Here is a 25,116-nt window from a genome sequence, read left to right on the forward strand (position 1 = left end):
CAGCTAACGCACCGCGGCCAGTGCGGCCAGGGTTTGGGTTATTTCCTGCTCGTTGTTAATCAGGCTTGGCGCAAAGCGGGCATAAGACTTCCGGTACGGTGTGCTACTCATAATGATGCCTTTACTGTGCATGGCTTTAACCACATCATCCGCAGCCATATCGTTGTAATCAAAACAGACCAGACCTGAAGAGAGCTCGGCATTAAGCGGAGTGTGCAATTTAACCCCTTTCAGCTGACTGAGGCCCTGCTTCGTCAGGCTGTTTAACTGATGAATGCGCTGCTGGACGTTAGCTTTACCTAATTGTAAGTGCAATTTAAACGCCTCAGGCAAAGCCCAGCGATGTTCAAACGAGTGAAAACCGCCCGGTGTCATATGCTCACCAATTGGTACCTGGTCATAAGTACTGCCGCCGAGCCAGACGTCATAGGAACGACTAAAGCTGGGAATAACTGCCGTACATTGTGCCCAGCCCTTATCACTCCCCCACACCACACCCGTACCGCGGGGGCCGAAAATCCATTTATGGGTACCGGCAATAAAAAAATCGCAACCCAATGTTGTTACATCCTCATTTTCAATGCCAAAGCCATGGACGCCATCAACACAGAACAAAATTTGATCGGACTCTGTCCGCTGGTTGTTCAGTGCTTTGAGCATTTCACCAATAGCCCGGATAGGGAGTTTGACACCGGTAGAGGAATGCACCCAGGTAAGGGCGACTACTTTAGTATTAGCTCCAATCGCTGTTTTTAAGCGGCTGACAATCTCATCAACACTAACCGTTGAGGGGTCATCATACAGGGCAACTTGCCGCACCTTTGCGCCGGTGCGCTCGGCCCGTAGCTGCAGCGATAAATCGGTTGAGTAATGGTCGTGTACTGTTTGCAGGACTTCATCACCCGGGCGTAACGTCAGCCCGCTGTATACCAGTGCTAAGCCCATGGTGGTGCTGTCGGTCAGCGCGATTTGAGACGCATCGCCGCCCATGTAGCTGGCTGCGGCAGCAGAGATTTCCTGATCAATCGTCATAAAGTGTTCATGCCAGTAATCGGCCGGGTTAACGTCGAAAGCCCGACGATGTCGATCAATGGCATCCGCTACCGGTTTAGGATGGGATGCCAGGAGAAATGTCGCCAGATGAATATAATCATGGCTTAGCGCAAACAGCTTACGCAACCCTTGCCAGTCTGCAGTTTTGACCACAACATTGTTGCTTTGCTCCGAACCCGCCTGCAGCAAAGCAGGAAAAGACAGCATGCTACTGCCCACAACCAAAGTAGATTTACTCAAAAACTCCCTGCGTTTCATCTCAATCTTCCTGATTAAATTTTAAACAGTTTAGTTGAAGATTTTGAAAACTGTTAGCGGGCCACCGGATGGCTTATGTTCAAGCCAGACATCGAACAGCACCGCATACAATGCTTTGGCAACCAATTTAAATTAATTTATTTAATTAAAAGTTGCTAACTTCTGAAATTGTACAATATTTAATCAGCAAGGGTAATAAATGGTTCACTTTCCGTCGTAGCAGAGCAGGCTTGTTGCTAAGCCTCAGATAGTGGTCAATAAAAACCCTTTCAGATCCCTTTCAATCCTCCCCTTTTAATAGTTGCTGAAGTTTTGGTATGAAAACAGCGTAAGGAAAGATAATGAGCCAAAGTCAGATTGAAGATGTCGTAAGCACTTTACTCAGTGCCCCGGTAAAAGCAGCAACATACGCCAATCGTGAACAAATGTATATTTGGCGAGATTACTTAAAAACTATAGAAGCTGTAATAGGAACTGTCACAGATCCTGCTCAGAAAGTTGCATTGATCAGTCAGTACATGAGCATGGCGCCGACATGGAAAGTCGCGGCTCAAATAGATGTGGGGATTACAATGCGCATTGCCTCAATTTCTAAGACAACGGTAGGTGGTTCGTTAGGCATCGCGGTCGGTTTAGTGCAAACAGCAGGTCAATTCTCATCAGAGAAATCCACTTCAACTGAAAGTTTACTTACAGCGCGAGCGCTTTATTCACTTTCAAATGATAACGAAATACAACTTGAAAATTTCTTGAGTAGCTTGGGGATAGATCTGGCACAGCCGGATCAAGTGGCAACAGCAGTTGGCAAGTTGGAAAGTATTACAGCTCAAGTCCATACAGCCTCTCAGTAAAATAACAAATGGATTTGATATATGGATAATCTGAATTCAGAGCAAAAAAATAAAGTGCACGAAGTGCTTGTTGCATTGCAAAAATCATTATCTCGCGTCAGTAGAGCCTCTGCCGATAAAAAAAAGGGCGATGCATATGCCCTTATTACTGGCGATGTTAATTTCTCTATTACACTAAAATGCGATTTAGAAGATGGTCACAATTTAACCCTTCATAAAGATGGCGCTATTGAACTTCACCTTGATGGCTCTATAGCAACTGATATAGATGTGCAAGATGTCTTGGCCGACTCAGGCCCCCAAGACACGCAAAACGCCAACCCAGGCACTACTGAAAAAGACAACAACAATCCGGCTACATCTACTTCAGCTGAGGAAACTTTATACACAGATCTTCATAAGCTATCTCCTGAAAAACTTAATGCAACGTTAGAGAAAATTGAATCCGAGCTTGAGAAAAAGCCTGCCGGTTTGAAAAGTACTGCAATCAATGCACTGCTCAATGCGCTAATAAACATAATCAAGAACAATGCGCTTAGTCCTGCTGGAGCGCCAGCTGCTGCAGAAACACAAGCAATAAAACCAATTAAAAGAAAAACAAGCCGAAAATAACCAGCAAGTGACGGAGGATAAATGTCAGGAAAAGCAGAGATACCAGCAGGTTCAGCTGAGAAAGTATTTATTGAGTCAATCAAAAGAGTTAAGCAGTTAGGTGCCGATAACAAAATCAACGCTGCCGTAGACCTGGGCGTAACGTTCAGCTCAGTGATGATTGATGAAAAGGGTGGTCTACTTGCGTTATTCAAGGGAAAAAGTAGCAATCATCAATCTATAGAGCTGAAGCTTGCAACGCGTATTTATCTTGAGGCATCACCTGACTCAGCAAAGTAGTCAAAGTTAAAGCACCTGAATTTTTGTTACAAAAAACGATTTACTAATGAGGGGCAGTTGTGTTTCTAAATTAGAGAGGAATGCTTAGTAAGCATAAAAAATTAAGCTTTGGTGCCTAGGGTCGGACTCGAACCGACACGGAGTTTCCCCCGGCGGATTTTGAATCCGCTGCGTCTACCGATTTCGCCACCCAGGCACTGAGGGAGTTTTTGAAGTAAACGCCTGCATTATACGGTGCTGCTAAAGCTTGGCAAGTGCTTTTATGACACTTTGTTTTAATTAACTTTTAAATGCACAAAATTGCAGCAGTGCTGAAAAAAGCCGAACCTGGCATCGCAAAAAAATACGACCATGTTAAACTTGCCGCAGTTTACTGACAGGACTTTACTATGCTTGCCAATGCGCTAGCGAATGCCCCCCGTGCCGGTTTTGCCCGGCGTTTAGCGGCAATGATTTACGATATTCTGGTACTGGCGGCTCTGGTGATGCTAGCCGCTGGTGTTGCAATGTTATTGGTACAGGTCTTAGCCTGGAGCGCACTGGTAAACCTGAGTGGTTACAGCGATATCGCTGATTATTTAAATACCGGGTGGCGTCGCTGGTTGTATTTTGTCTATCTGCTGGCGGTAGTTTTGGGTTTTTATGTGTATTTCTGGTGTAAAGCCGGCCAGACCCTTGGCATGCGCGCCTGGCGATTGGTGGTGGTAAAACAAAATGGTCTGCCATTAACACCATTGCAGGCACTGGCCCGGGCTTTACTGGCCTTATTTGGGGCAGGTAACTTCTGGCTGTGGCTACGCTGGGGTAAAGGCCTGACATTGCAAGACCAGCTTACCGCCAGCCAGATGGTGGTTATTACCAAAGAACACAGCAAAAGCCTGAATGTGCATCAGCGTGCCGGCTGATGCACAAAATTAAAGACTATACGCTGCGGGCTACACTCTCTTTCGCATAAAATAGAGCGCCAGGCCCATAAACAGCAAGCTGGGTAACATGGCACCTGCCAATGGCGGTAACTGGTAAACCAGCGCCAACGGGCCGAATAGCTCGTTGCTCATAAAGAAGCCAAAGCCGGTTAAAATTCCCAGCAATACCCGCGCCGCCATAGTAACACTTCGCAACGGCCCGAAAATAAAGCTAAGGGCCAGTAACAACATCGCAGCAACCGACAAGGGTTGCAGCACTTTACGCCAGAATGCCAGCTCATAGCGGCTGGCTTCCTGATCATTTTGCTCAAGATAATCAACGTATTGCGCCAACCCGGTCAGCGACAGCATTTCAGGCTTAATGGTAACTACCCCCAATTTGTCAGGGCTTAAACTGGAACGCCATTGCTGCTGTGCCAGATTATTTTGCAGTACCTGCTCGGCTGAAAAGGATAACTCGGTAACATTTTGCAACTGCCAGCGATCATTACGATATACTGCGCTATCAGCGCTGGTAACGGTTTGTAATTGCAGATCACTGCCAAATTTGTAAATGGTTAAACCGGTTAAATTGCCAATATCATCGACTTCTTTAATATTAACAAAGCTATCGCCGTCTTTGGCCCAGACGCCTTGCCTGGCAGCAAACAGGTTACCATCTGAAATAGCTTTGATTCGAAGCTCACGCGCCGCTCTGTCGCTAACCGGGGCGCCCCACTCTGCCACTGCCATTACAACCAACACCATAACAATCGCCGATTTCATTACTGAGCTGATGATATTTAAGCGAGACAACCCCGCCGCCTGCATTACCACCAGTTCACTGCTACTGGCCAGCATGCCCATACCAATTAAACCACCGATTAACGCTGCCATTGGGAAAAACAACACCACATCGCCTGGCATACTATACAAAGTAAACAGCGCAGCATGCACCATATCGTAATAGCCACGGCCAATAGAACGCATCTGGTCGATAAACCTGAACAGCGCTGATAACACGATTAACACGCTTAAGGTCAGGGCCGACGTAGCAAGAATAGTGCGGCCAATGTACAGATCAAGAATTTTAAGCATATCAGGCGCGCCTCGCAGCCCAGGCACGTAACCGCTGCGCGGAGGAACGGTTACGCATAATTAAAAACAACCCCAGCAGGAGGGCGCTGCCGTGCAGCCACCACATACCGGCTTCAGGCGGAATTTTGCCGTCTTCCAGGGCTGAGCGGCCAATAATGAGCAGCGCGTAATAACCCAAATATAGCAACAGGGCCGGTAGCAGACGACCGAATTTCCCCTGGCGCGGGTTTACCCGGCTAAGCGGCACGGCAATCAGGGTAAGGATAGGAATAGATAGCGGAATGGCAATACGCCAGTGCCATTCTGCTGCCGCTTCAGCGCTTTGCTCTTGCAATAATAATGGCGTACTTAAACTACTGAGCTTACGCCGGCGCTGCTCAACCTGCTGCTCGCGCAATTGGATCTGGTAACGGCCAAACTCAGTCACTTCGTAAGCTGGGGAGCGGCCATCGCCGGCGTAGCGCCGACCGCGTTGCAATTCCAGCATCTGAGCGCCGGTTGCAGCATCCTCGGTAACGGCACCGGTTTCGGCATAAACGATAGCATGCTGCGACTGTTCGCCATGTAATTCAGTTTGCGCCACGAATACCCGGGATAAATTATTGCCTGAACGACTGATATCCTGTACAAAAATCACCGCTTTTTCATTAGCAGTGTGCTGAAAGCGACCCGGCACCAGGGAGAATAGCCCTACATTGCTGTCAGCTTTTTCCAGCAGCTGATATTCACGCTCGGTAGCCCACGGGCTTAAATAAAGGGTCACGCTTGCGGCTAAAACAGCCATAAATACCGATAGCAACAAGGTTAAGCGGGTAACGTACCACTCACTGACGCCAGTGGAATGTAGCACGGTCATCTCACTGTCAGCATATATCCGGCCATATGCCACCAGAATGCCCAGAAACGCACTTAATGGCAGGATGATCACCGCAAGCTGTGGTAATTTTAATGCGACAATCCCCACCACCAGTTGTCCCGGCAAATCGCCTTCTGAAGCATCTGCCAGAATTTTCACAAAGCGCTGACTGATGATAATACTGGTCAGGATAACAAAAACGGCTAATTGGGCACGAAACACTTCACCAATCAGATAACGAAAAATAATCAAAAATGCCCCCTAAAACCTGTCTTTTTGCTGGAAACCTGGCAATTTTTAAGTAAACTTGATATTTATTACAATTATTATCAGGCAAAGTACCGTGAAAACCGAGCTTTTTTCTCAATTCACGGTAGAATTCAGCCATGTTTTTAGCTGGCGATATAGCGCAATGAAAATTGGTAATGGCTATAGTAGCACAGTCTCTTAGAATCAGGAGTAAGTATGGAGTTCAGCGTTAAGAGCGGAAGTCCGGAAAAACAACGCAGCGCATGCATTGTTGTTGGCGTTTACGAGCCACGTCGTCTTTCCGCAGTAGCAGAACAACTGGATAAAATCAGCGAAGGTTATATCAGCAATTTATTGCGTCGCGGTGATTTAGAAGGCAAACCCGGTCAGGTGCTGTTGTTACATCATGTCCCGAACGTGCTAAGCGAACGGGTATTGCTGGTGGGCTGCGGAAAAGAACGCGAATTAGACGAGCGGCAGTATCGGCAGATTATTGCGAAAACCATTAGCACCCTGAACGAAACCGGATCAATGGAAGCAGTGTGCTTTTTATCTGAACTGCATGTTAAAAGCCGGGATACATACTGGAAAGTGCGGCATGCAGTGGAAACCACGCAAGATTGCCTGTATGTGTTTGACCGCTTAAAAAGTAAGAAAGACGAAACCCGCCGTCCGTTACGGAAAATTGTATTTAACGTACCAACCCGACGCGATCTGACCATTGGCGAGCGTGCTGTGGAGCAGGGTTTGGCGATTGCTGCCGGCATTAAGCAGTGTAAAGACGTTGGCAACATGCCTCCTAACATTTGCACCCCCGCTTATTTAGCTGAGCAGGCGCAGGCATTGGTAGAGTTATCCGATAAAGTCAGTGTTGAAGTGCTCGGCGCTGAAGAGCTGGCCAGCCATGGCATGAACTCATACCTTGCGGTGGGCCGGGGCTCGGTAAACGGCCCAAAAATGTCAGTGATTAAATATAATGGGGCTGGCAACGACAGTGCGCCGATGGTGTTAATTGGTAAAGGCCTGACCTTTGATTCAGGCGGTATCAGTTTAAAACCCGGCGATGGCATGGATGAAATGAAATACGATATGTGCGGTGCTGCATCCGTACTTGGCACCATGCATTCGGTTATTGCACTTGGCTTACCCGTTAACCTCGTTGCTATACTGGCTGCTGCTGAGAATATGCCCGATGCCAACGCTTACCGGCCAGGGGATATTTTAACCACCATGTCTGGCCAGACAGTAGAAGTACTAAACACGGATGCCGAAGGCCGTTTAGTGCTGTGCGATGCCCTGACCTATGCCGAGCGGTTTGATCCCGAGCTGGTAATCGATGTCGCTACATTAACCGGCGCCTGTGTTATTGCCTTAGGCAAGCATGCCTCGGGTTTATTAAGTAACCATAACCCATTGGCTCACGAGATCCTCAATGCCTCAGAGCAAAGTGGTGATCGCGCCTGGCGTCTGCCACTATGGGACGATTATCAAGAGCAACTGGAAAGCCCCTTTGCTGATTTTAGCAACTTAGGTGGCCGCGCCGCGGGTACCATTACCGCAGCCTGCTTTTTGTCGCGCTTTACCCGCAAATATAATTGGGCTCACCTGGATATTGCCGGAACAGCCTGGCGCAGTGGTGGCAAAGACAAAGGCTCTACCGGCAGACCGGTAGCGTTGTTAACCCAGTTTTTAATTAACCGGGCTGGCCACAACCAGGATCACTAATGGCGGTTACCTTTTATGTGCTGGCTGAACCCCAGCACCCAACTGAAAATGAGCTGAGCACTACGCCAGCTCATTTTGCTTTAGCATGTCAGCTGTGCGCTAACTTTTACCGCGCTAACCAGCGGGTTTTTGTCTATACTGCCAGCCAGCAAGATGCTGAACTCATTGATCAATTATTATGGCAATTTGATGCCGACAGTTTTGTGCCACATAATTTATCTGGTGAAGGCCCGGCCAGAGGGGCGCCAGTAGAAATAAGCTGGCAGGCCCCCAGACAAAGCCGGCAGATCCTGATTAACCTGGCAACGGACATACCCGCCTTTGCCAGCCGTTTTAACGACATTATCGAATTTGTTCCCTCGCAAGCCGCTGCCAAAGCGCAAGCACGGGAACGTTATAAGCAATATCGTCAGTCGGGTGTAACTCCTGCAACCATCAATGCCGACTGAACAACAGGTACTCTCATGGAAAAAACATTTAATCCCAGTCAGATAGAACAAGCCATGTACAGCGCATGGGAAAGTAAAGGTTATTTTAAACCTGCCGGCGATACCGGTGCCGGTAGTTACTGCATTATGATCCCGCCGCCAAATGTCACTGGCAGCCTGCACATGGGTCACGCCTTTCAGCAAACCATTATGGATGCCATGACTCGTTATCAGCGGATGCGGGGCAAAAACACCCTGTGGCAGGTTGGTAGTGACCACGCCGGTATTGCTACTCAAATGGTAGTAGAGCGGCAACTGGCCGCTGCCGGCTTACCAGGAAGGCATCAGCTGGGCCGCGAAGCGTTTATTGAAAAAGTATGGGACTGGAAAGCTGAGTCTGGTGGCACCATCACCGCACAAATGCGCCGGCTAGGGAATTCAGTCGACTGGGAGCGCGAGCGCTTTACCATGGATAAAGGTTTATCTGAAGCCGTGCAGGAAGTGTTCGTCCGCCTTTATCAGGATGATTTAATTTACCGCGGTAAGCGTCTGGTTAATTGGGACCCGAAACTACATACCGCCATTTCCGATTTAGAAGTAGAGAATAAAGAGCAGCAAGGCCATATGTGGCATTTGCGTTACCCACTTGCCGATGGTGCTGTCACTGCAGATGGCAAAGCCTATCTGGTGGTAGCAACCACCCGTCCGGAAACCATGTTAGGCGACACCGCTGTTGCCGTTAATCCGGACGATGAACGCTACCAGAGTTTAATTGGCAAAGACATATTACTGCCGCTAGTGAATCGTCGTATCCCGATTATCAGCGATGAGCATGCCGATAAAGATAAAGGCACCGGCTGCGTTAAAATTACTCCCGCTCACGATTTTAATGATTATGAAGTGGGTAAACGTAATCAGCTGCCGATGATTAATGTGCTGACTCAGGATGCAACTATCCTCACTGATGGCGAATGCTTTCACAGTAATGGTGAACTTAACCCGTCCGCCACCGCAGCAATCCCGGAAGCATTTCAGGGGTTAGATCGCTACGCTGCCCGCAAAGCCATTGTCGCCGCTTTTGAAGATGCAGGTTTACTCGACAAAGTTGATAGCCTGACCAACACCCTGCCTTATGGTGATAGAAGTGGTGTGGTAATTGAACCGCTGCTGACAGATCAATGGTACGTTCGGGTGGCACCGCTGGCTAAAACTGCGGTAGAAGCAGTAGAAACCGGGCAAATTGAGTTTGTACCCAAGCAATATGAAAATATGTATTTTAGCTGGATGCGTGACATTCAGGATTGGTGTATCTCCCGTCAGCTCTGGTGGGGGCATCGCATTCCGGCCTGGTACGATAACGACGGCAAGGTTTATGTTGGCCGGACCGAGCAGGAAGTGCGCAGTACATATCAGCTGGCAGCTGATCTGGTGCTGCGTCAGGATGACGATGTGCTGGATACCTGGTTCAGCTCAGCGTTGTGGACATTCTCTACACTTGGCTGGCCCGAGCAGACAGAAGATTTGAAAACCTTCCATCCGACCGACGTCTTGGTTACCGGTTTTGACATTATTTTCTTCTGGGTTGCCCGGATGATCATGATGACCATGCATTTTATTAAAGATGATGATGGCAAACCTCAGGTACCGTTTAAAACGGTTTACGTTACCGGACTTATTCGCGATGAAAATGGCGATAAAATGTCAAAATCTAAGGGTAACGTGATTGACCCGCTGGATATGATTGACGGCATTAGTCTGCCTGAGCTGCTGGCTAAACGCACCAGCAATCTGATGCAGCCTAAACTGGCTGAAAAAATAGCAAAACAAACTGAACAACAATTCCCGGACGGTATCACGGCCAGCGGCACCGATGCAGTGCGATTTACGCTGGCATCACTTGCTTCAACAGGACGCGATATTAACTGGGATATGAAACGGCTGGAAGGGTATCGCAATTTTTGCAATAAACTATGGAATGCCAGTCGCTATGTCCTGATGAATACTGAAGACAAAGACTGTGGTTTTGGCAGTGAGCCAAAAGTGCTGTCACTGGCAGATAAGTGGATATTGGCGCAATACCAGCAAACAGTAAAACAGGTTACGCAGCATATCGACAACTACCGTTTTGATTTAGCAGCCACAGCCCTGTATGAATTTACCTGGAACCAATTCTGCGATTGGTATTTAGAGCTGACTAAACCGGTATTATTTAAAGGTACCGAAACAGAACAACGCGGCACCTTGCATACGTTGCTGACCGTGCTGGAAAGTTTATTGCGTTTAATGCACCCTATCATGCCCTTTATTACCGAAACCATCTGGCAATCGGTGAAGCCACTTTGCAACATCAACGAGGATAGCATTATGTTACAAGCCTATCCGCAGTTTGATGAAAGCCTGGCGGATGACACAGCGATGGCCGATTTAGAGTGGTTAAAAGCAGTGATTACTGCCATTCGGAATATTCGCGGTGAAATGAACATTGCACCCAGCAAGCCGATTAATGTGCTGCTGCGTAATCTGAATAACGAAGAGCAACGTCGTCTGCAGCAAAACCAGAACTTTTTAATGGTTATGGCAAAACTGGAAAGCGTTACGGTATTAGCGACAGATGAAAAAGCGCCGGCCAGCGCAACACAGTTAGTTGGCAATATGGATTTACTGATCCCGATGGCCGGTTTAATTGATAAAGACGCCGAACTGAGCCGGATTGGCAAGCAACTGGAGAAAACCAACCAGGAACTTGCCCGGGTTAGCGGCAAATTAAACAACCCCGGTTTTGTAGCAAAGGCCCCTGAGGCTGTGCTGGCAAAAGAACGGGCAAAACAAGCTGAGTTAGAGCAGGCTGTGGTTAAGCTGAAGGCGCAGCAGGCAGAAATAGCAGCGCTGTAACCTGGTTAGGCTGAATAGCAAAAGGCGACATGTTAGTCGCCTTTTTTCATTGTTCAGATAAAAAAACCGGAGCAAGATCCGGTTTTTACCAGCTCAGCGGCAAAATACCGCATCGCTTATTTTTTAACTGAACGGCGGCGACCAAAAGCTCGCAAACCCAATAAACCCAGACCGAACAAACCTAACATAGCTGGTTCAGGCACATTTAGCGGGCGGGTGGTGATAAAGAAACCAAACTGAGCAGGCGTAAAGGTTTTCTCACGGGTTGTAAAACCTAAACAACCATTTGCTTTCCCTGCTCTTGCACACGTTGCATCAGGTAAGGGTGTTAAATTACCTGATAATTCCACAATACTTAGAAAGTAAGTCAGGCCGCCATAAACAAACTCAGTATTCAATGCTCCAAACTGAATAACAAAAATATCATCACACACTGTCACTGATGGGAAATTACAGGGTGTTGTGTTTGGCGTTTCAATAAAATCAACAAAAAAGTTAGTCGTAAACTGAGGAACCGCAGGACCAACCGGATTCACCGGCGTTAAATCCAGTGTGGTTAATATACTGGCACTGGTCAAGGTACTATAAGTGCTCGAAAGCGTATTGTTATAATGAGTAATAATATTGGTAGGTGCTGGCAGCATACCATTAGTAAACACATTGCCCATTGCCGGTGAGTTACTAATAGCGATACCGCTGCGGGAATTTATAGCGCTTTGCGTTGGATTAGTATGATCTCCGCCAGCCCGCCCCCAGCTTATCAGTGAGTCATTTACTATTTGATTAGCATTTGCACCACTGAATGTTGCACCCAACCATTCCGTTGTCACATTGTAAGACCACTCTACCACGGCAGCCTGACTAAATGGCGCTATTAATATCACGGCACCAACCAGCAAGCCTTTACATATTTTCTTCATACGACACTCCTTGTTAGAACAAAAAGACGGAATAACAGTTGTTGTCCGCGTCACTGCCTTAAACAAAGCATTTTCCAGGCCACTATTTAATTCATTGTTTTCATTTGTTATTTCCATCTGCGCAATTGAGAGGTGTAAAGTTTTCTGGTTAAAAAATAAACTACCAACAACTTCACGATACATTGCTTGGCTAATATTCATGGACAAATGCCCGGCAGAAAAACCAGATAAATTTGAACCCAGGTAGAATTCGAAAAGCAGAGTGAAAGAACATAAAAAAACCGGAGCAAGCTCCGGTTTTATATACTTAACTATTAATATAGTTCAGGTTATTTCTTAGTTAAACGACGACGACCGAAAGCGCGTAAACCTAATAAACCTAAGCCAAATAAACCTAACATGGCTGGCTCTGGCACATTAACCGGGCGAGAGGTTATTAAGAAACCAAATTGCGCAGGTGTAAACGTACTCTCTTGTGTAGTAAAACCTAAACAACCATTAGCAACACCCGCTGCTTCGCAGGTAGCATCTGGAAGTGGATTTAAGTTACCGGTTAGCTCAACTATGCTGATGAAATACGTTACACCATCATACTCAAACTCACTGTTTAACGCCCCGAACTGAATTACGAAGATATCGTCACACACACTGTCACTTGGATAACCACAAGGACTGCTGTTTGGTGTTTCAATAAAATCAACAAAGAAATCAGTCATAAAATCTGGCGCTGCAGGTCCAACAGGATCAACTGGCGTCAGCGTTAAAGTCGTTCTTACCTCAGCGCTAAGTAAAGTGGCGAAGCTGCTGGACAATATATTGTTAAAGTGAGTAATGGTGTTTGTTGGCGCAGGCATCATGTTGTTGGTGAACACATTACCCATTGCTGGTGAATTAGTAATTTCCAAACCACTACGTGAATTAGAAGCGCTTTGGGTTGGATCAGTATGGTCACCGCCCGCACTGCCCCAACTAATCAACGAGCTATTTTCAATTTGAGTGCCACCGCCAGCGCTGAAATTGGCATCAAGCCATTCGGTTGTGACGTTATAAGACCACTCCACTACTGCTGCTTGGGTAAATGGCGCAGCTAATAACGCAGCGCCAACTAACATCCCCTTGGTAAATTTGTTCATATCAATCTCCTTACTGGAACAAAAGGGCGAATTACCGCAAGTATCCGCGTTCTGTTTGTATAAAGCATTAAATACGCCAACTTTTATAACGATGTTTTTACACGATTTTTTATCAACAAGAATCATTATTGTAAATTTTTATGACAGTTTAATCACAACTGCGTTGCCCGCAGTACAATTTTCTGGTGGAAACATATTTTTTTGATATTATTGCGCCGTGGTATTTCACACGCCCCGTTACGCCACAATGTATAGTGCGTTCCGTTGCTTTGGTTCCTGACGCGACGGTTTATTAACCTGGTTCCGGCTTGCCGGAATGTTACTTGAGAATAGCAATGTCAGCAGATAGTAATGTAGCAAACCTTGCCGAGCCTGTTGCTGCCGCCATTGAAGCGGCCTCTGTTACACCTTCTGCATTAAGTTTAATTCCTCCGTTAGTTGTATTAACTTTTGCTGTTTGGCTAAAGCGCCCCATTCTTGCGCTGATATTAGGTGCCGTGACCGGCTTACTGCTGATAAACCCTCTGGATGCGTTGTCAAACTTCTCTGAGATCTCTGTTAACGTGATGCAGGATGAAACCATCGGCTGGTTAATTTTGGTGTGCGCCGGGTTTGGCGCCCTGATTGGTTTGCTGATCCATACTGGTGGTGCTGTAGCCTTTGGCCGTTTTGGTGCCAGAAAAGCGAGCGGACCACGTTCATCGATGTTTATGACATTTTTACTGGGCTGTGTCATTTTTGTAGATGATTATCTGAATGCCCTTTCCGTTGGCGAAGCAATGAAACGGGTTACTGACAAGTTTAAAGTCTCAAGGCAAAAACTGGCTTACATCGTCGATTCAACTGCGGCGCCAATCTGTGTACTGGTACCGATTTCCACCTGGGCGGTATTTTTTGGTGGTTTGCTCGAAGACAACAATGTTGCCGAGCAAGGCAAAGGCGTAGCCGTTTACATTGAGGCCATTCCTTACATGCTGTACCCGATTATGGCCATTATTGTTGTTATGTTAGTGACGTTGAAACTGATGCCAGATATTGGGCCGATGAAAAAAGCGGAACAGGCTACGATGCAGGGTACACCTGTTGAATGTGAGTTGGCTGATAATCCTCAGGCCGGCGCGCGCCTGCAGAATTATGCGATGGACGAAATGCCCTACCATACCAGTGATGAGTACGCCGTGAACTCGATAGAAGAAGAATTTGAAACCAGCAATAAACACGGGAAAGTGCATAACTTTGTCATGCCGATGCTGGCGCTTATTGTGTTCACTATGCTGCTTGGCGAATCTTTAAGTGAACCTGATATTTTAAAAGGAGTGATTGCCGCTCTGGTATTTTCATTTATTTATTATGGTGTGCAAAAGTTAATGTCCTTATCTGAAATGATGGACGTGATGATGAATGGCTTTAAGACCATGCTGCCAGCAATAAGTATTGTTATTGCCGCATTTATCTTTAAAGATGTCTGCGATAAACTTGGCTTACCACTGTATATTATCGAAAACCTTGCTCCTTATATGAGCGCGCAGATGCTGCCGGCACTGGTATTTTTGTCAATGGCCATACTGGCCTTTGCCACCGGCTCAAGTTGGGGTATTTTTGCGGTGTCGATACCGATTGTTATGCCGCTGGCGTTTGCGGTGGATGCCAATATTCCACTGGTAATAGGCGCGCTGCTATCGGCCAGCTCTTTTGGCAGCCAGGCCTGTTTTTACAGTGACTCGACAGTACTGGCAGCGCAAGGCTCGGGCTGTAACCTGATGAGCCATGCCTTAACCCAGTTCCCCTATGCCTTAATCGCCGCCATAATAGCCTTTTTTGGCTTTATTGCGCTGGCTTGATACTTGAAGCTATTTGGCAGGGGGCTTCAAACCGGATTACCCACGCTGACACGCCGTGAACCCATCCCTGGGGGCTCGTTTCCGCCCGTCCAGGGCTTCAACTGTCGGCTTAGGGTAATCCGGTTTTCGCTTTTGGGCTTAAGCGTGAGACTGGAAACCCGATTTGGTTGCCACAGAGTGTTTGAGTGAGGGCGTCAGCCCGAACGACAAATTCGTCTGGAGCGAATTTGAACAGCTTCAGCTGGCCGAAGGTACTGGGCAGGACAGCCCAGTATAGTTGCTGTGGCAAGCCAAATGGGGTATTGCAGTCGATTGCATTTACTTACTCCGCAATTTCCTTTCCTCCACCGCGCAATACAACACCGGCACCATAAATACGCTTAGTAGTACAAATAACATCCCGCCAAAGGTTGGGATGGCCATTGGGATCATTAAATCAGACCCGCGGCCGGTGGCACTTAACACCGGCAGTAACGCCAGAATAGTGGTGGCCGAGGTCATTAGACAGGGCCGGATCCGCTTTGCTGCCGCTGAAAGCACCAGGGTCCGCACCTCTGCTTTACTGCCCGGTTTGCTGTCAGTAAAGGCTTGCTTTAAGTAACTGGCCATCACAATACCGTCATCGACTGCGATACCAAATAACGCCAGAAACCCCACCCAGACAGCAATACTCAGATTATACGGTTGCAGCTGAAACAGCTCGCGCAGGTTAGTGTCAAGCAAACTGACATTTAAAAACCAGCTTTGGCCAAACCAGTCGAGCATAATAAAGCCGCCGGCCCAGGCGACAGCAATGCTGCTGAAGATCATCATTGTGGTACTAACCCGCCGAAACTGCAGGTACAGCAACATAAAAATAATGATAAGTGCCAGTGGTACCACCCACAGTAGGGTTGTCGCCGCCTGCTGCTGCTGCTCAAAACTGCCGGCAAAGCTGTAACTGACCCCGGCAGGCAACTGCCAGGCACCACTGCTGCGCTGTTGATCCAGATAAGCCGCGACAGCATTGACTACTTCTACCTCAGCCATGCCCGGCTTACCACCAAAGGTGACATAGGCCGTTAAAAAGGTATTTTCCGAGCGGATCATCTGCGGCCCACGCTGGTAGCGAATTTCCGCTAGCTGGGTTAACGGCAGCGGATAACCAGCCGGAGTGTCGACTAATACATCAGCCAGTTGCTCCAGGGTATCGCGCCGCTCGCGCATATAACGCACGCGGATCGGATAACGCTCCCGGCCGTCAATGATCCGGCCGGCATCCATGCCGCCAATCGCAGTGGCAATGGTCTGTTGCACCTGCTGCATACTCAGGCCATGTCTGGCAATTTCAGCCCGGTCCGGATGAATTTCCAGATAAGGCTGGCCGACAACCCGCTCGGCATTCACTGTTTTTGCCAATACAGCAGGCGCTTGGCGCAGTATCTGCTCAAGTTGTAATGCAGTTTGCCCCAAGGTGGTCAAATCCGGCGCCGCCAGTTTGATGCCCATTGCTGCGCGCATCCCGGTTTGCAGCATCAGCTGGCGGGTTTCGATCGGCTGTAATTTTGGCGCTGACGTGACGCCGGGCAACTGTGCGGCCTGAATAATCTCCAGCCAGATATCGTCCGGGCTGTTAATATGTTCCCGCCACTGCCGGTATGGCCGGCCATCGGGATCAGCGATAAGCTTGCCACTGCTGTCTCTGAAAAATTGCTCTTCGGCGCTGTCATAGCGAAAATACTGCCGGTTACCGGCGGCATCAGTTTTATACTCACTATGATACTGAATAAGGGTTTCAATCATGCCAAGCGGCGCCGGGTCAAGCGCGGTGTCGGCCCGGCCAACTTTACCCACTACCGAGCGCACTTCAGGAATAGCTGCAATAGCCCTGTCCTGTTGTTGCAGCGCCGCCAGGGCTTCGGCTATGGAGGCATGCGGCATCAGGCTGGGCATTAATAAAAACGCCCCTTCATCCAGAGCCGGCATAAATTCCCGCCCCATGCCGGGGTAACGCTGGGCTGTCGCGCTGTCGGCCTCTACCCAGGGCAATACCCGCTCAGCACCCAACCAGATAGTCAGCCCGTGCAATACCAGCAGCAGCGGCAGCAGCATAAACAGCAGCTTCACCTTTAGAATCAGTCGCAGTAACGGCAGATAGCAGACTAAAAACAGCCAGAAACATACCAGTACTGTGCCAAGCAGTGTGGCAACCAGCAGAATATTGCTCAGCAAGCCGGCAGCCGGGCCCAGTGGCTGCCAGAAATAAGCCAGCAAGCCGATAACTGATAATAACAATACTAATAACAGTAATGCCCGCAGCCGGTTATTGAGATTGTCCGGCAGGGTTAAGCGGGGCCAGCGGCTAGTAAGCCCCTCAAAGGTGTTCTTAAACCGCTGCAGCCGTGGTGAGAACAGTAAAAACAGCATTACCGGTAATAATGTTAACGCCAGGAAGGCTGCCGCCAGTAACACCAGGGTTTTACTGTAAGCCAGCGGACCAAACAGCTTACCTTCGGCCCCCGTCATACTGAATACCGGTAAAAAGCTGACGATAGTCGTGCTGATTGCCGTTACGATTGCCGGCCCGACTTCCTGCATCGCCCGTTGCACTGCAGCATAAGCTGTTAAATCCGGCTGCTGCCGGCGCTGCCGGATCAGGTTCTCACTGACAATGATCGCCATGTCGACAATAGTACCGATTGCGATAGCAATACCGGCCAGCGCTACGATATTTGCTTCTACCGCAAACAGTTTCATGCCGATAAAGCTCAGCAGCACCGCTAATGGCAGCATAATGCTGACGGCAAATACTGCCCGCAGGTGCCATAACAGCACCAGCACCACAATGATGGTAATCAGAATTTGCAGGCTCAGTGCCTGCTCAAGCGTACCCAGCGTTTCGTTAATCAGCTCTGAGCGATCATAAAACGGTACCACTGTCAGTTGACTTAAGGTCAGCCACTGCGGCCAGCTATCAGCCGGTTGCTGTTGTAAAAAGGTGGTCCATTGGCCGTTTTCGCTGCCCCAGGCGGTTAAGCCATTGGCCTTTGCAAAGTCGGCCACCTGGGAGGCGCTGGTGTGTTGCCAGTCGATAACCGCTTTGACAGGCAAACCGCGGCTAACCTGGTTGAGCTTAGCATAAATATTATCAATAGCCTGACGCGGATTATAACCCTGGCGCACCGTTACCACGCCACCCACTGCTTCTGCCCCTGCCACATCCAGCGCACCGCGACGCTGCGCCGGGCCGGTACTGACTTTTGCCACATCGGCTACCGTTATCGGCGTATTATCAGGCGCTAAGCGCACTACCGCCTGTTTAATATCACTGAGGTTTTTGACTAAACCAACACCACGCAACAGATACTCAACACCATTAAGCTAGCGGCTGCCGGCGCTGACATCCAGATTTGCCGCCATCACGGCATTAGTGACATCGGCCAGGCTAACCTGATAAATCCGCAGTAAATCCGAATCAACCTCTATCTGATACTCGCGCTGATAGCCACCAATCGATGCGACTTCACTGATCCCTTCAGCAGCCAGTAAACCGCTGCGTAAATACCAGTCCTGAATGCTGCGCAGCTCGTCCAGATCCCAGCCAGAGGTTGTTTTACCTGATGGATCGCGGCCTTCTAACGTATACCAGAACACCTGGCCTAATGCCGTCGCATCGGGTCCCAGGCTGGGCTGTACCCCGACCGGCAATGTATCAGCCGGCAGACTGGCCAGTTTCTCCAGCAGGCGGCTGCGTGACCAGTAAAACTCCACACTGTCATCAAAAATAACGGCAATACTGGAAAAACCAAACATCGATAAAGTGCGGACATCTTTAACGCCGGCTACGCCCATCAGGGCGACACTGAGCGGGTAACTGAGCTGATCTTCCACATCCTGGGGGGAGCGCCCCGGCCACTCGGTAAACACAATTTGCTGATTTTCTCCCAGGTTTGGAATGGCATCCACCGCCACCGGTTTAAGCGGTATGCCGGTCTGCCAGCCAAAAGGCGCGTAGCCAACGCCAACCACGACCAATAAAGCACTGATCAGTAGCACCAGCAGTTTCTGGCGCAGACAGGCACTAATCAGCTGTGAGAATAACGTTGTTTGTTGTCTTGCAGATTCAGTGGGCATGACCCGCCTCCTGTGCGCCGTCGGCAGAGAGCATACTGGGCAGGCCGCGGATTTGCAGCTCGCTGTCTAAGCGAAATGCCCCTTTACTTACAACCAGCTCGCCTTCGCTCAGCCCTTCCAGCACCTGATACTGATCAGCAAAACGCCGGCCCAGCACCACTTCGCGGCCAACATAGCTAGCCGGCTGGCCAGGTTGCTGCACGTATACCAAGGATCGCTTGCCGGTATGCAGTACCGCTGATGCTGACACCAGCAATACATTATCCTGACTGTCCAGCAGCCTGCCCCTGGCCAGCATACCGGGTAACAACCGGCCATCCGGGTTATCCAGCACGGCCCTGACGGTTACGGTGCGCTGGTTGCTGTCAACCTGAGGTTCCAGCAGCAACACTGTGCTGCTGAATGTTTCTCCCGGCAGAGCCAGCAGTTCTACGCTGATAGTCTGGCCCGGCGTAATGGCGCCAAGCTGATGTTCAAAGACTTCCAGTTCCAGCCAGAGCTTATCTAACGCCAGCACACTGAATAACGGCTGGCCAGCACTGACATAGGCACCTTCATTGACCATTTTATTCAATACCCGCCCAGATACCGGGGCACTAATCGTTACCGTATCTTGCAATGTTTCACTTTGGAAAATAGTGTCAATCTGAGTAGCTGGCACCCCCAGCAAGCGCAGACGCCTGCGTGCCGCTGCCAGTGTAGTATCGGCGCTAAGGCTGGTGCTCTTAGCTGTGCCAAGCTGCTTGGCCTGCAGCAGTTCCTGCTGAATAACAATAAGATCAGGATTAAAAATCTCCACCATGGGCTGGCCGGCGGTGACATCGACTCCGCTGCTTTCCAGATAAAACTTGTCAATCCGGCCGGAGGTCCAGGCACTGATGGTTTTCAGACGGCTCTGATCGGCAGCCAGTTTACCAACCAGCGCCATACTATGCTGCGCTTGCTGTCGCCGCACCGGTGTTAACTCAGGCTGCAACAATGCCTGAGCCCGCGGGCTTAGCTGCACTGCACCTGCTGCATTAAAAAATGGGTCAGAGTGATTTTCGGCTTCATCTGTAACAAGCGGAATAAGCGCCATGCCGCAAATGGGGCAGCGATCATCCGGATCAGTGGAGCGGACATGCGGGTGCATTGAGCAGGTATAGACAGTGGCAGGTTTATCACCCGTTATCAGCTGCCGCAGCGAGCTTTGAGCTGGCTGCGGGCTTTGCAGGGCTTTTTCATGTTGGGCGCTTTTGTGCTGGGCATGATCATGCTGATGCTGCTGGGCAGGCTCGGCCAGCACCGCACTGCTAACGAAAAGTAACACTGGCACACTGGCCAGCAAGCTGCTTTTAACCGGGATAAACATAGTAAAACCTCTGCTTTTAACATACCGAAAATAACCGTAGGCAAAACGGCCGGTATCAAATCAGCAGCAGGTTTTTACGTAAATATAACGGAACAGAGGGTCTTGGCGGAGGCGCCAGGACAAAGTTGTCAACAGCACGCACCGTGCCGGGCCATAGTTCAGTAACCTGCAGCCAGCTTACAGCTAATACTACTGCCGGCAGCGATAACGGATCGAGCTGGGTTGCCTGGCTATCGCAGCCGGAACAGTTATCGTGAGTGCTGCTAAGGGGCTGTGAGCCGTTTTCTGGGGCATCATTTAAGCTGGTAACACCATGACAAGGCGGCGTTGTTGTCGCAGCGGCTGCATGTTGCGGGGAGTCAGCGACAGCGTAAGCCTGATTAACCAGACCATTACACAGCAGTAAACACCAGGACAAAGCAAGGCTGACCATCAAAGGGATAGTCCAGTATTTTTGCTGTTGTACCAGGTTACTCAACATAGTTGGGTGGTCGTCTCCATATCAGTTTTGGCTAACAATACTGGTTGGCCATTGCCGCCAAGATTACGCTCTGACGGCAAATAAGTCAAAACCGCAACCTGCATTAATTAGTACGTTCAGCCACGAAACCGGGCCGCTGATACGCCGCTAACCGCTGCTCAAGTAAAGCCGCCAGCGCTAATAACTCAGGTTCAGTCCAGGGTAAACCGACCAGACTAATACCCAGTGGTAACATGCCACTGTATCCTGCCGGAATCGTGATCGACGGGTAACCGGCTACTGCCGCTGCGGTAGAAGTGCCAAAATTGAAGTCATCACCTTTAATATGATCAATCGGCCAGGCCGGACCATACGAGGGCAAAATAATGGCATCGACTCCCTGGTCACGTAAATACTGATCTAAGGCGGCTTCAGCCAGTTTGCGACTGTCAGTCAACGCTTGCTGATATTTTGCTTTATCGACATCAAGGTCAATCGCGGCCGCTTGCTCTAAATACTCCTGACCAAAAAAGGCCAGTGCCTTCTCGCCCTGCTGGCGGTTAAATGCCACGATCTCGGCAATAGTATCCAGCGCGGCGGGCGCCTGATAGGTCTGTAGCCACGCTTCTAAATCACGTTTAAATTCATACACCAACACCGTCAGCTCAGCACTGTATAACTCCGGCGGCAGTTGCCACTTATCAGTGCTAATCACTTCAATTCCTGCCTTTTCAAGCTCTTTCGCCAGCTTATCCAGCATTGGCGCCAGTGTGACATCCTGCTGGTCGTAAGCGCGCACTAGCAATACTTTTTTTGCCGAGGTCTTATTTAAGGCCGCTTCATTTAGCGGGCTGTTATAGCGGCTTTTTGCTGCAGGGCTTAACATCTGCTCGAGCAACAGTGCCGCGCCAAAAACGGTCCTGGCCATCGGCCCGGCAATATCCTGCGCCGCGGCAATCGGAATAATACCCTCTCCAGATACGGCAGAGCGGCTGGGTTTTATGCCGACAATACCGTTAATTGCGGCCGGACACATAATAGAGCCGTCAGTTTCGGTGCCCACGGCCAGTAAGGTGAAATCCGCAGCAACCGCCACTGCAGAGCCGGAGCTTGAACCACAGGGGCTGTGGCTGAGTAAATGCGGATTTCGAACCTGCCCCCCCAGGGCTGACCAGCCGCTGGCTGAGTTTTCACCACGAAAATTAGCCCATTCCGACAGGTTAGCCTTTGCCAGAATAATCGCACCAGCAGCACGCAACTGAGTAACCAATGCGGCATCTGCCGGGGTAAGGTGCCCTTTTAATGCCAGGGCGCCGGCCGTTGTCGGCATGCTGTCCAGCGTCGCGATATTGGCTTTTAACACCACCGGCAACCCATGCAGTGCTGAGCGTACCTTGCCGGCGCGGCGCTCAGCATCCAGCTCCCGGGCCTGACTTAGCGCATCAGGGTTAATATCGCTAATTGCCGCCAGCTGATGGCCGCTGTTGTTATTGCTGGCGATTTGCTGCAGGTAATAGCTGACCAGCTGCTCTGAGCTCAGCTTGCCATCGGCTAAGGCCTGCTGTGCGGCAGCGGTTGACAGCCAAGCCGGGTTAATCGTGCTTTGGACCGTGTCCGGACGGGTGACAGGTGACTGAGGGGTTGCGGATTGATTACTGCAAGCGCTTAGCGTCAGCAGCAGGCCAAAACCCAAACCTAAAACAAAATGGCGCATTAGTGTTCCCTGTTTATCAACAATATTTATTTTGCAATAACCCATCGTAACCGTTTTATCGTGGTTCCCGGCACCTTTCTATCGCACCCTGCCGGCTGTTGTTCGCAAAAGCAACCATAATCATTTTTAAAGCTTCTTGACTCTGGAGTAAGCTCAAGGGTTTATACTGTACCCATAGTCGTTGCCAGCTGATAACAGGAGCAGACAGATGAAAATTGGTGAGTTAGTGAAACGCCATGGCATCAGTGTGGATACCATTCGCTTTTATGAGAAACAGCAGCTGTTAAGGCCAAGCGCCCGCTCTGATGCAGGCTACCGCCTGTACAGCGAAACGGACAGCCAGCGTCTGGCTTTTATTCTGCGCGCGAAAAGTGTCGGTTTCAGTTTGCAGCAAATTAACGAACTGCTGCAAATTGAAGATAACAAAAGCCAGTGGCAATGCAGTGATGTGAAAGACAAGGTACAACAAAAGCTTCGGGAAATTGCCAGACAACTCGCGGAACTCAGCCAGTTTCAGCAGGCACTGCAACAGCTTGATGAGGCCTGTTGTGGTGGCAGCATCAGTGCCAATGAATGCTCGATTCTGACAGCGCTGGAGCAAGACTCCACGGTTAAACCCGAACAGCATGCTGGTGAGCAACATAATAAGGAGCATAACTAATGCTAAGTTTTATCGACAATTTCTGGCAGTTGTTTGCGCTGTCAGCCCCCTGGCTGCTGGTCGGGTTAGTGGTGGCCGCAATAATGAAAGTCTGGATCCCGATGAGCTGGCTGCAGCAGCAACTGGGCGGTGATGGTATAAAACCCGTGATAAAAGGTGCATTACTGGGCGCGCCTTTGCCGCTGTGCAGTTGCGGGGTGATCCCGGCCGCTATGCAGTTGCGCCGCGGCGGTGCCGGCAAAGGGGCAACCGTTGCTTTTTTAAGTGCTACCCCGGAAACCGGCGTCGACTCGATTTCTGTGTCCTATGTGTTGCTCGGGCCGGTGATGGCGATAGTGCGGCCGGTTGCAGCGATAATAAGCGCCATTGTCTCGGGTTTATTAGTCGGTAAGGCCAGTGAACCAGCAACCGCGGTCACAGAGCCAGCGCCAGCCCCTGCTCTGCCAACAGCAAAAAGTTGCTGCGCCGGCAAAGCAGCGGTAACCAGCGAACCGGTTAAAGCGTCATGTTGTGCCACTGATAAAACCAAAGCTGCAAAATTAACGCTGTGGCAGCAGGCAAAACAAGGCCTTGAGTACAGCAGCGGCAAACTGCTCAGCGACTTTTACCTGTGGCTGCTGTTGGGCTTATTTTTTGCGGCGCTGGTGCAAACCCTGGTACCAATGGATTATTTAACGCAGTACGGCAGCAGCATCTGGACCATGTTGTTAATGGTACTGATTTCGGTACCCATGTATGTCTGCGCCACCGCATCAACCCCTATTGCAGCGGCAATGATGCTGGTGGGCATCTCGCCCGGTGCAGCACTGGTGTTTATGCAGGCTGGCCCGGCAACTAATATTGCTACTATCAGTGTGGTGTATAAAGAGCTAGGGAGCAGAGCGCTGGCCGCCTATCTGTTCGGCGTTATCGTCATGTCAGTGCTATTTGGCTGGTTACTGGATCAGGGCCTCGCCTATTTTGATATCTCAGTGCAGGGCGCAATGCAACACCAGCACTCGGTATTACCCGGCTGGCTGGAACTCGCGGCAGCCCTGTTGTTGGCAGGCATAATCCTGCGCATTATCTGGCGCCAGCTTAATCAACGCCGGCAGCGTCATCAGCTGCAATCACGACGCGGCTAAAATCTTCAGATAAATCCTTGTTTTAGCCACCGGCAGCTGACAAACGCCGGTGCGCCTGTTACCTTATATACAGCAATGATTGCGACTATAAGGATGTCCTATGCTAACGCTGTTCGCCCGAATTCTTAAAGTACTGAACTCCGAAGCATCCCCCTGGCAAATTGGCTGGGCTATCGGCCTGGGTCTGTTAGCAGGTTTACTGCCATTTGGCATACTCACGCTGCTTATTATTCTTTTGGTGTGCCTGTTTACCGTCAATCTGGCTACTTTTATTCTGGTTTGGGGCCTGTGCAGCGGTCTGATGTTCATTTTTGGTGATTCGCTGGAAGCGTTAACCTGGCAATATGCGCAAAGCCCTGCCCTGTTGCAGCTGTTGGCTCAAAGTGAAACGCTGCAAATGTTGCACTTACATCACACCCTGGTGCTGGGCGCTTTTGTACTGGGCATGCTGTTGCTCGTTCCGGTTGCCTGGTTGGGTACCATACTGGTTAAACAGTACCGCGGCCGGGTGATGAGCAAACTGCAACAATGGAAAGTAGTGCAGATGTTAAAAGCCAGCAAGCTGGTTCAGCTGTATGAAAATTTAAATTAAG

Annotated in this window: 20 protein-coding genes, 1 tRNA gene and 1 pseudogene; 11 read left to right on the forward strand and 11 right to left on the reverse strand. The window is 49.6% G+C overall.

Going from position 1 to position 25,116, the window contains the following annotated elements:
• Positions 1-3: 3 nt before the first annotated feature.
• Positions 4-1,311: an aminotransferase class V-fold PLP-dependent enzyme gene (locus B2X65_RS16110; RefSeq protein ID WP_290614346.1), complete on the reverse strand. Its 1,308-nt coding sequence runs from the start codon at positions 1,309-1,311 to the stop codon at positions 4-6.
• Positions 1,312-1,652: 341 nt separating this feature from the next.
• Between B2X65_RS16110 and B2X65_RS16115 the strand changes: the two genes are divergently transcribed.
• Genes B2X65_RS16115 through B2X65_RS16125 form a run of 3 tightly spaced genes read left to right on the forward strand, consistent with a single transcriptional unit; the run spans position 1,653 to position 3,053 of the window.
• Positions 1,653-2,162 (forward strand): hypothetical protein, encoded by a 510-nt coding sequence (locus B2X65_RS16115; protein ID WP_290614348.1) that lies wholly within the window; start codon positions 1,653-1,655, stop codon positions 2,160-2,162.
• A 21-nt stretch (positions 2,163-2,183) separates the two neighbouring features.
• Positions 2,184-2,774, forward strand: a complete 591-nt coding sequence (locus tag B2X65_RS16120) for a hypothetical protein (protein ID WP_290614350.1) — start codon at positions 2,184-2,186, stop codon at positions 2,772-2,774.
• Between the two features lie 21 nt (positions 2,775-2,795).
• Positions 2,796-3,053: a hypothetical protein gene (locus tag B2X65_RS16125; protein ID WP_290614351.1), complete on the forward strand. Its 258-nt coding sequence runs from the start codon at positions 2,796-2,798 to the stop codon at positions 3,051-3,053.
• Between the two features lie 109 nt (positions 3,054-3,162).
• Here the strand turns inward: B2X65_RS16125 and B2X65_RS16130 are convergent.
• Positions 3,163-3,249, reverse strand: a tRNA-Leu gene (locus B2X65_RS16130).
• A 193-nt stretch (positions 3,250-3,442) separates the two neighbouring features.
• On the opposite strand from B2X65_RS16130, the gene B2X65_RS16135 reads away from it, so the two are divergent.
• Entirely contained in the window at positions 3,443-3,958 is a 516-nt protein-coding gene (locus B2X65_RS16135) for an RDD family protein (RefSeq protein ID WP_290614352.1), read from the forward strand.
• A gap of 30 nt (positions 3,959-3,988) precedes the next feature.
• Here B2X65_RS16135 and lptG read toward each other — a convergent pair whose 3' ends face one another.
• Together lptG and lptF are read right to left on the reverse strand one after the other, a co-directional pair.
• Positions 3,989-5,056 carry an LPS export ABC transporter permease LptG gene (gene lptG, locus B2X65_RS16140; RefSeq protein ID WP_290614354.1) on the reverse strand — a complete coding sequence of 356 codons (1,068 nt, stop codon included), beginning with the start codon at positions 5,054-5,056 and terminating at the stop codon, positions 3,989-3,991.
• Position 5,057: 1 nt separating this feature from the next.
• Entirely contained in the window at positions 5,058-6,164 is a 1,107-nt protein-coding gene (gene lptF / locus B2X65_RS16145; protein ID WP_290614355.1) for an LPS export ABC transporter permease LptF, read from the reverse strand.
• A 213-nt stretch (positions 6,165-6,377) separates the two neighbouring features.
• Here lptF and pepA point away from each other — a divergent pair, with 213 nt between their 5' ends.
• From pepA to B2X65_RS16160, 3 genes are read left to right on the forward strand one after another with little or no spacing between them, the layout of a single operon-like run.
• Complete coding sequence (gene pepA, locus B2X65_RS16150; protein WP_290614356.1) at positions 6,378-7,886, forward strand: leucyl aminopeptidase; 1,509 nt, start codon at positions 6,378-6,380, stop codon at positions 7,884-7,886.
• A complete protein-coding gene (locus B2X65_RS16155; protein WP_290614358.1) occupies positions 7,886-8,335 on the forward strand; it encodes a DNA polymerase III subunit chi in 450 nt (149 codons plus the stop codon). Before pepA ends, B2X65_RS16155 begins: the two co-directional genes overlap by 1 nt.
• A gap of 15 nt (positions 8,336-8,350) precedes the next feature.
• On the forward strand, positions 8,351-11,206 hold the full coding sequence (locus B2X65_RS16160; RefSeq protein WP_290614360.1) for a valine--tRNA ligase: 2,856 nt from the start codon (positions 8,351-8,353) through the stop codon (positions 11,204-11,206).
• A 116-nt stretch (positions 11,207-11,322) separates the two neighbouring features.
• Here the strand turns inward: B2X65_RS16160 and B2X65_RS16165 are convergent, their stop codons facing one another.
• Together B2X65_RS16165 and B2X65_RS16170 are read right to left on the reverse strand one after the other, a co-directional pair.
• Positions 11,323-12,327, reverse strand: coding sequence for a THxN family PEP-CTERM protein (locus B2X65_RS16165; protein WP_290614362.1), 1,005 nt, complete (start codon positions 12,325-12,327; stop codon positions 11,323-11,325).
• Between the two features lie 128 nt (positions 12,328-12,455).
• Positions 12,456-13,259: a THxN family PEP-CTERM protein gene (locus B2X65_RS16170; protein ID WP_290614364.1), complete on the reverse strand. Its 804-nt coding sequence runs from the start codon at positions 13,257-13,259 to the stop codon at positions 12,456-12,458.
• A 335-nt stretch (positions 13,260-13,594) separates the two neighbouring features.
• Here B2X65_RS16170 and B2X65_RS16175 point away from each other — a divergent pair, with 335 nt between their 5' ends.
• Positions 13,595-15,100 (forward strand): Na+/H+ antiporter NhaC family protein, encoded by a 1,506-nt coding sequence (locus tag B2X65_RS16175; RefSeq protein WP_290614366.1) that lies wholly within the window; start codon positions 13,595-13,597, stop codon positions 15,098-15,100.
• A 318-nt stretch (positions 15,101-15,418) separates the two neighbouring features.
• Here B2X65_RS16175 and B2X65_RS17870 read toward each other — a convergent pair whose 3' ends face one another.
• The 5 genes and pseudogenes from B2X65_RS17870 to B2X65_RS16200 all read right to left on the reverse strand — a co-directional run bounded on the left by B2X65_RS17870 (position 15,419) and on the right by B2X65_RS16200 (position 22,738).
• Complete coding sequence (locus B2X65_RS17870) at positions 15,419-17,191, reverse strand: efflux RND transporter permease subunit (protein WP_414631429.1); 1,773 nt, start codon at positions 17,189-17,191, stop codon at positions 15,419-15,421.
• Between the two features lie 180 nt (positions 17,192-17,371).
• Positions 17,372-19,213 (reverse strand): annotated as a pseudogene (locus B2X65_RS17875) (efflux RND transporter permease subunit); the annotation flags it as partial.
• Positions 19,203-20,564, reverse strand: coding sequence for an efflux RND transporter periplasmic adaptor subunit (locus tag B2X65_RS16190; RefSeq protein WP_290614372.1), 1,362 nt, complete (start codon positions 20,562-20,564; stop codon positions 19,203-19,205). The gene B2X65_RS16190 and the pseudogene B2X65_RS17875, both read right to left, overlap by 11 nt.
• Positions 20,565-20,619: 55 nt before the next feature.
• A complete protein-coding gene (locus B2X65_RS16195) occupies positions 20,620-21,045 on the reverse strand; it encodes a hypothetical protein (RefSeq protein WP_290614373.1) in 426 nt (141 codons plus the stop codon).
• Between the two features lie 103 nt (positions 21,046-21,148).
• The gene (locus tag B2X65_RS16200) at positions 21,149-22,738 is read right to left on the reverse strand and encodes an amidase (RefSeq protein ID WP_290614374.1); all 1,590 of its coding nucleotides are present in this window, start codon (positions 22,736-22,738) and stop codon (positions 21,149-21,151) included.
• 208 nt (positions 22,739-22,946) lie between these two features.
• On the opposite strand from B2X65_RS16200, the gene zntR reads away from it, so the two are divergent.
• The 3 genes from zntR to B2X65_RS16215 all read left to right on the forward strand — a co-directional run bounded on the left by zntR (position 22,947) and on the right by B2X65_RS16215 (position 25,115).
• Positions 22,947-23,399, forward strand: coding sequence for a Zn(2+)-responsive transcriptional regulator (zntR, locus tag B2X65_RS16205; RefSeq protein WP_290614377.1), 453 nt, complete (start codon positions 22,947-22,949; stop codon positions 23,397-23,399).
• Positions 23,399-24,523 (forward strand): SO_0444 family Cu/Zn efflux transporter, encoded by a 1,125-nt coding sequence (locus tag B2X65_RS16210; protein WP_290614379.1) that lies wholly within the window; start codon positions 23,399-23,401, stop codon positions 24,521-24,523. Before zntR ends, B2X65_RS16210 begins: the two co-directional genes overlap by 1 nt.
• A gap of 100 nt (positions 24,524-24,623) precedes the next feature.
• Positions 24,624-25,115, forward strand: coding sequence for a TIGR03546 family protein (locus B2X65_RS16215; RefSeq protein ID WP_290614381.1), 492 nt, complete (start codon positions 24,624-24,626; stop codon positions 25,113-25,115).
• Position 25,116: the final 1 nt, after the last annotated feature.

Source organism: Arsukibacterium sp. UBA3155 (genome assembly GCA_002364615.1).
GTDB lineage: Bacteria > Pseudomonadota > Gammaproteobacteria > Enterobacterales > Alteromonadaceae > Alishewanella.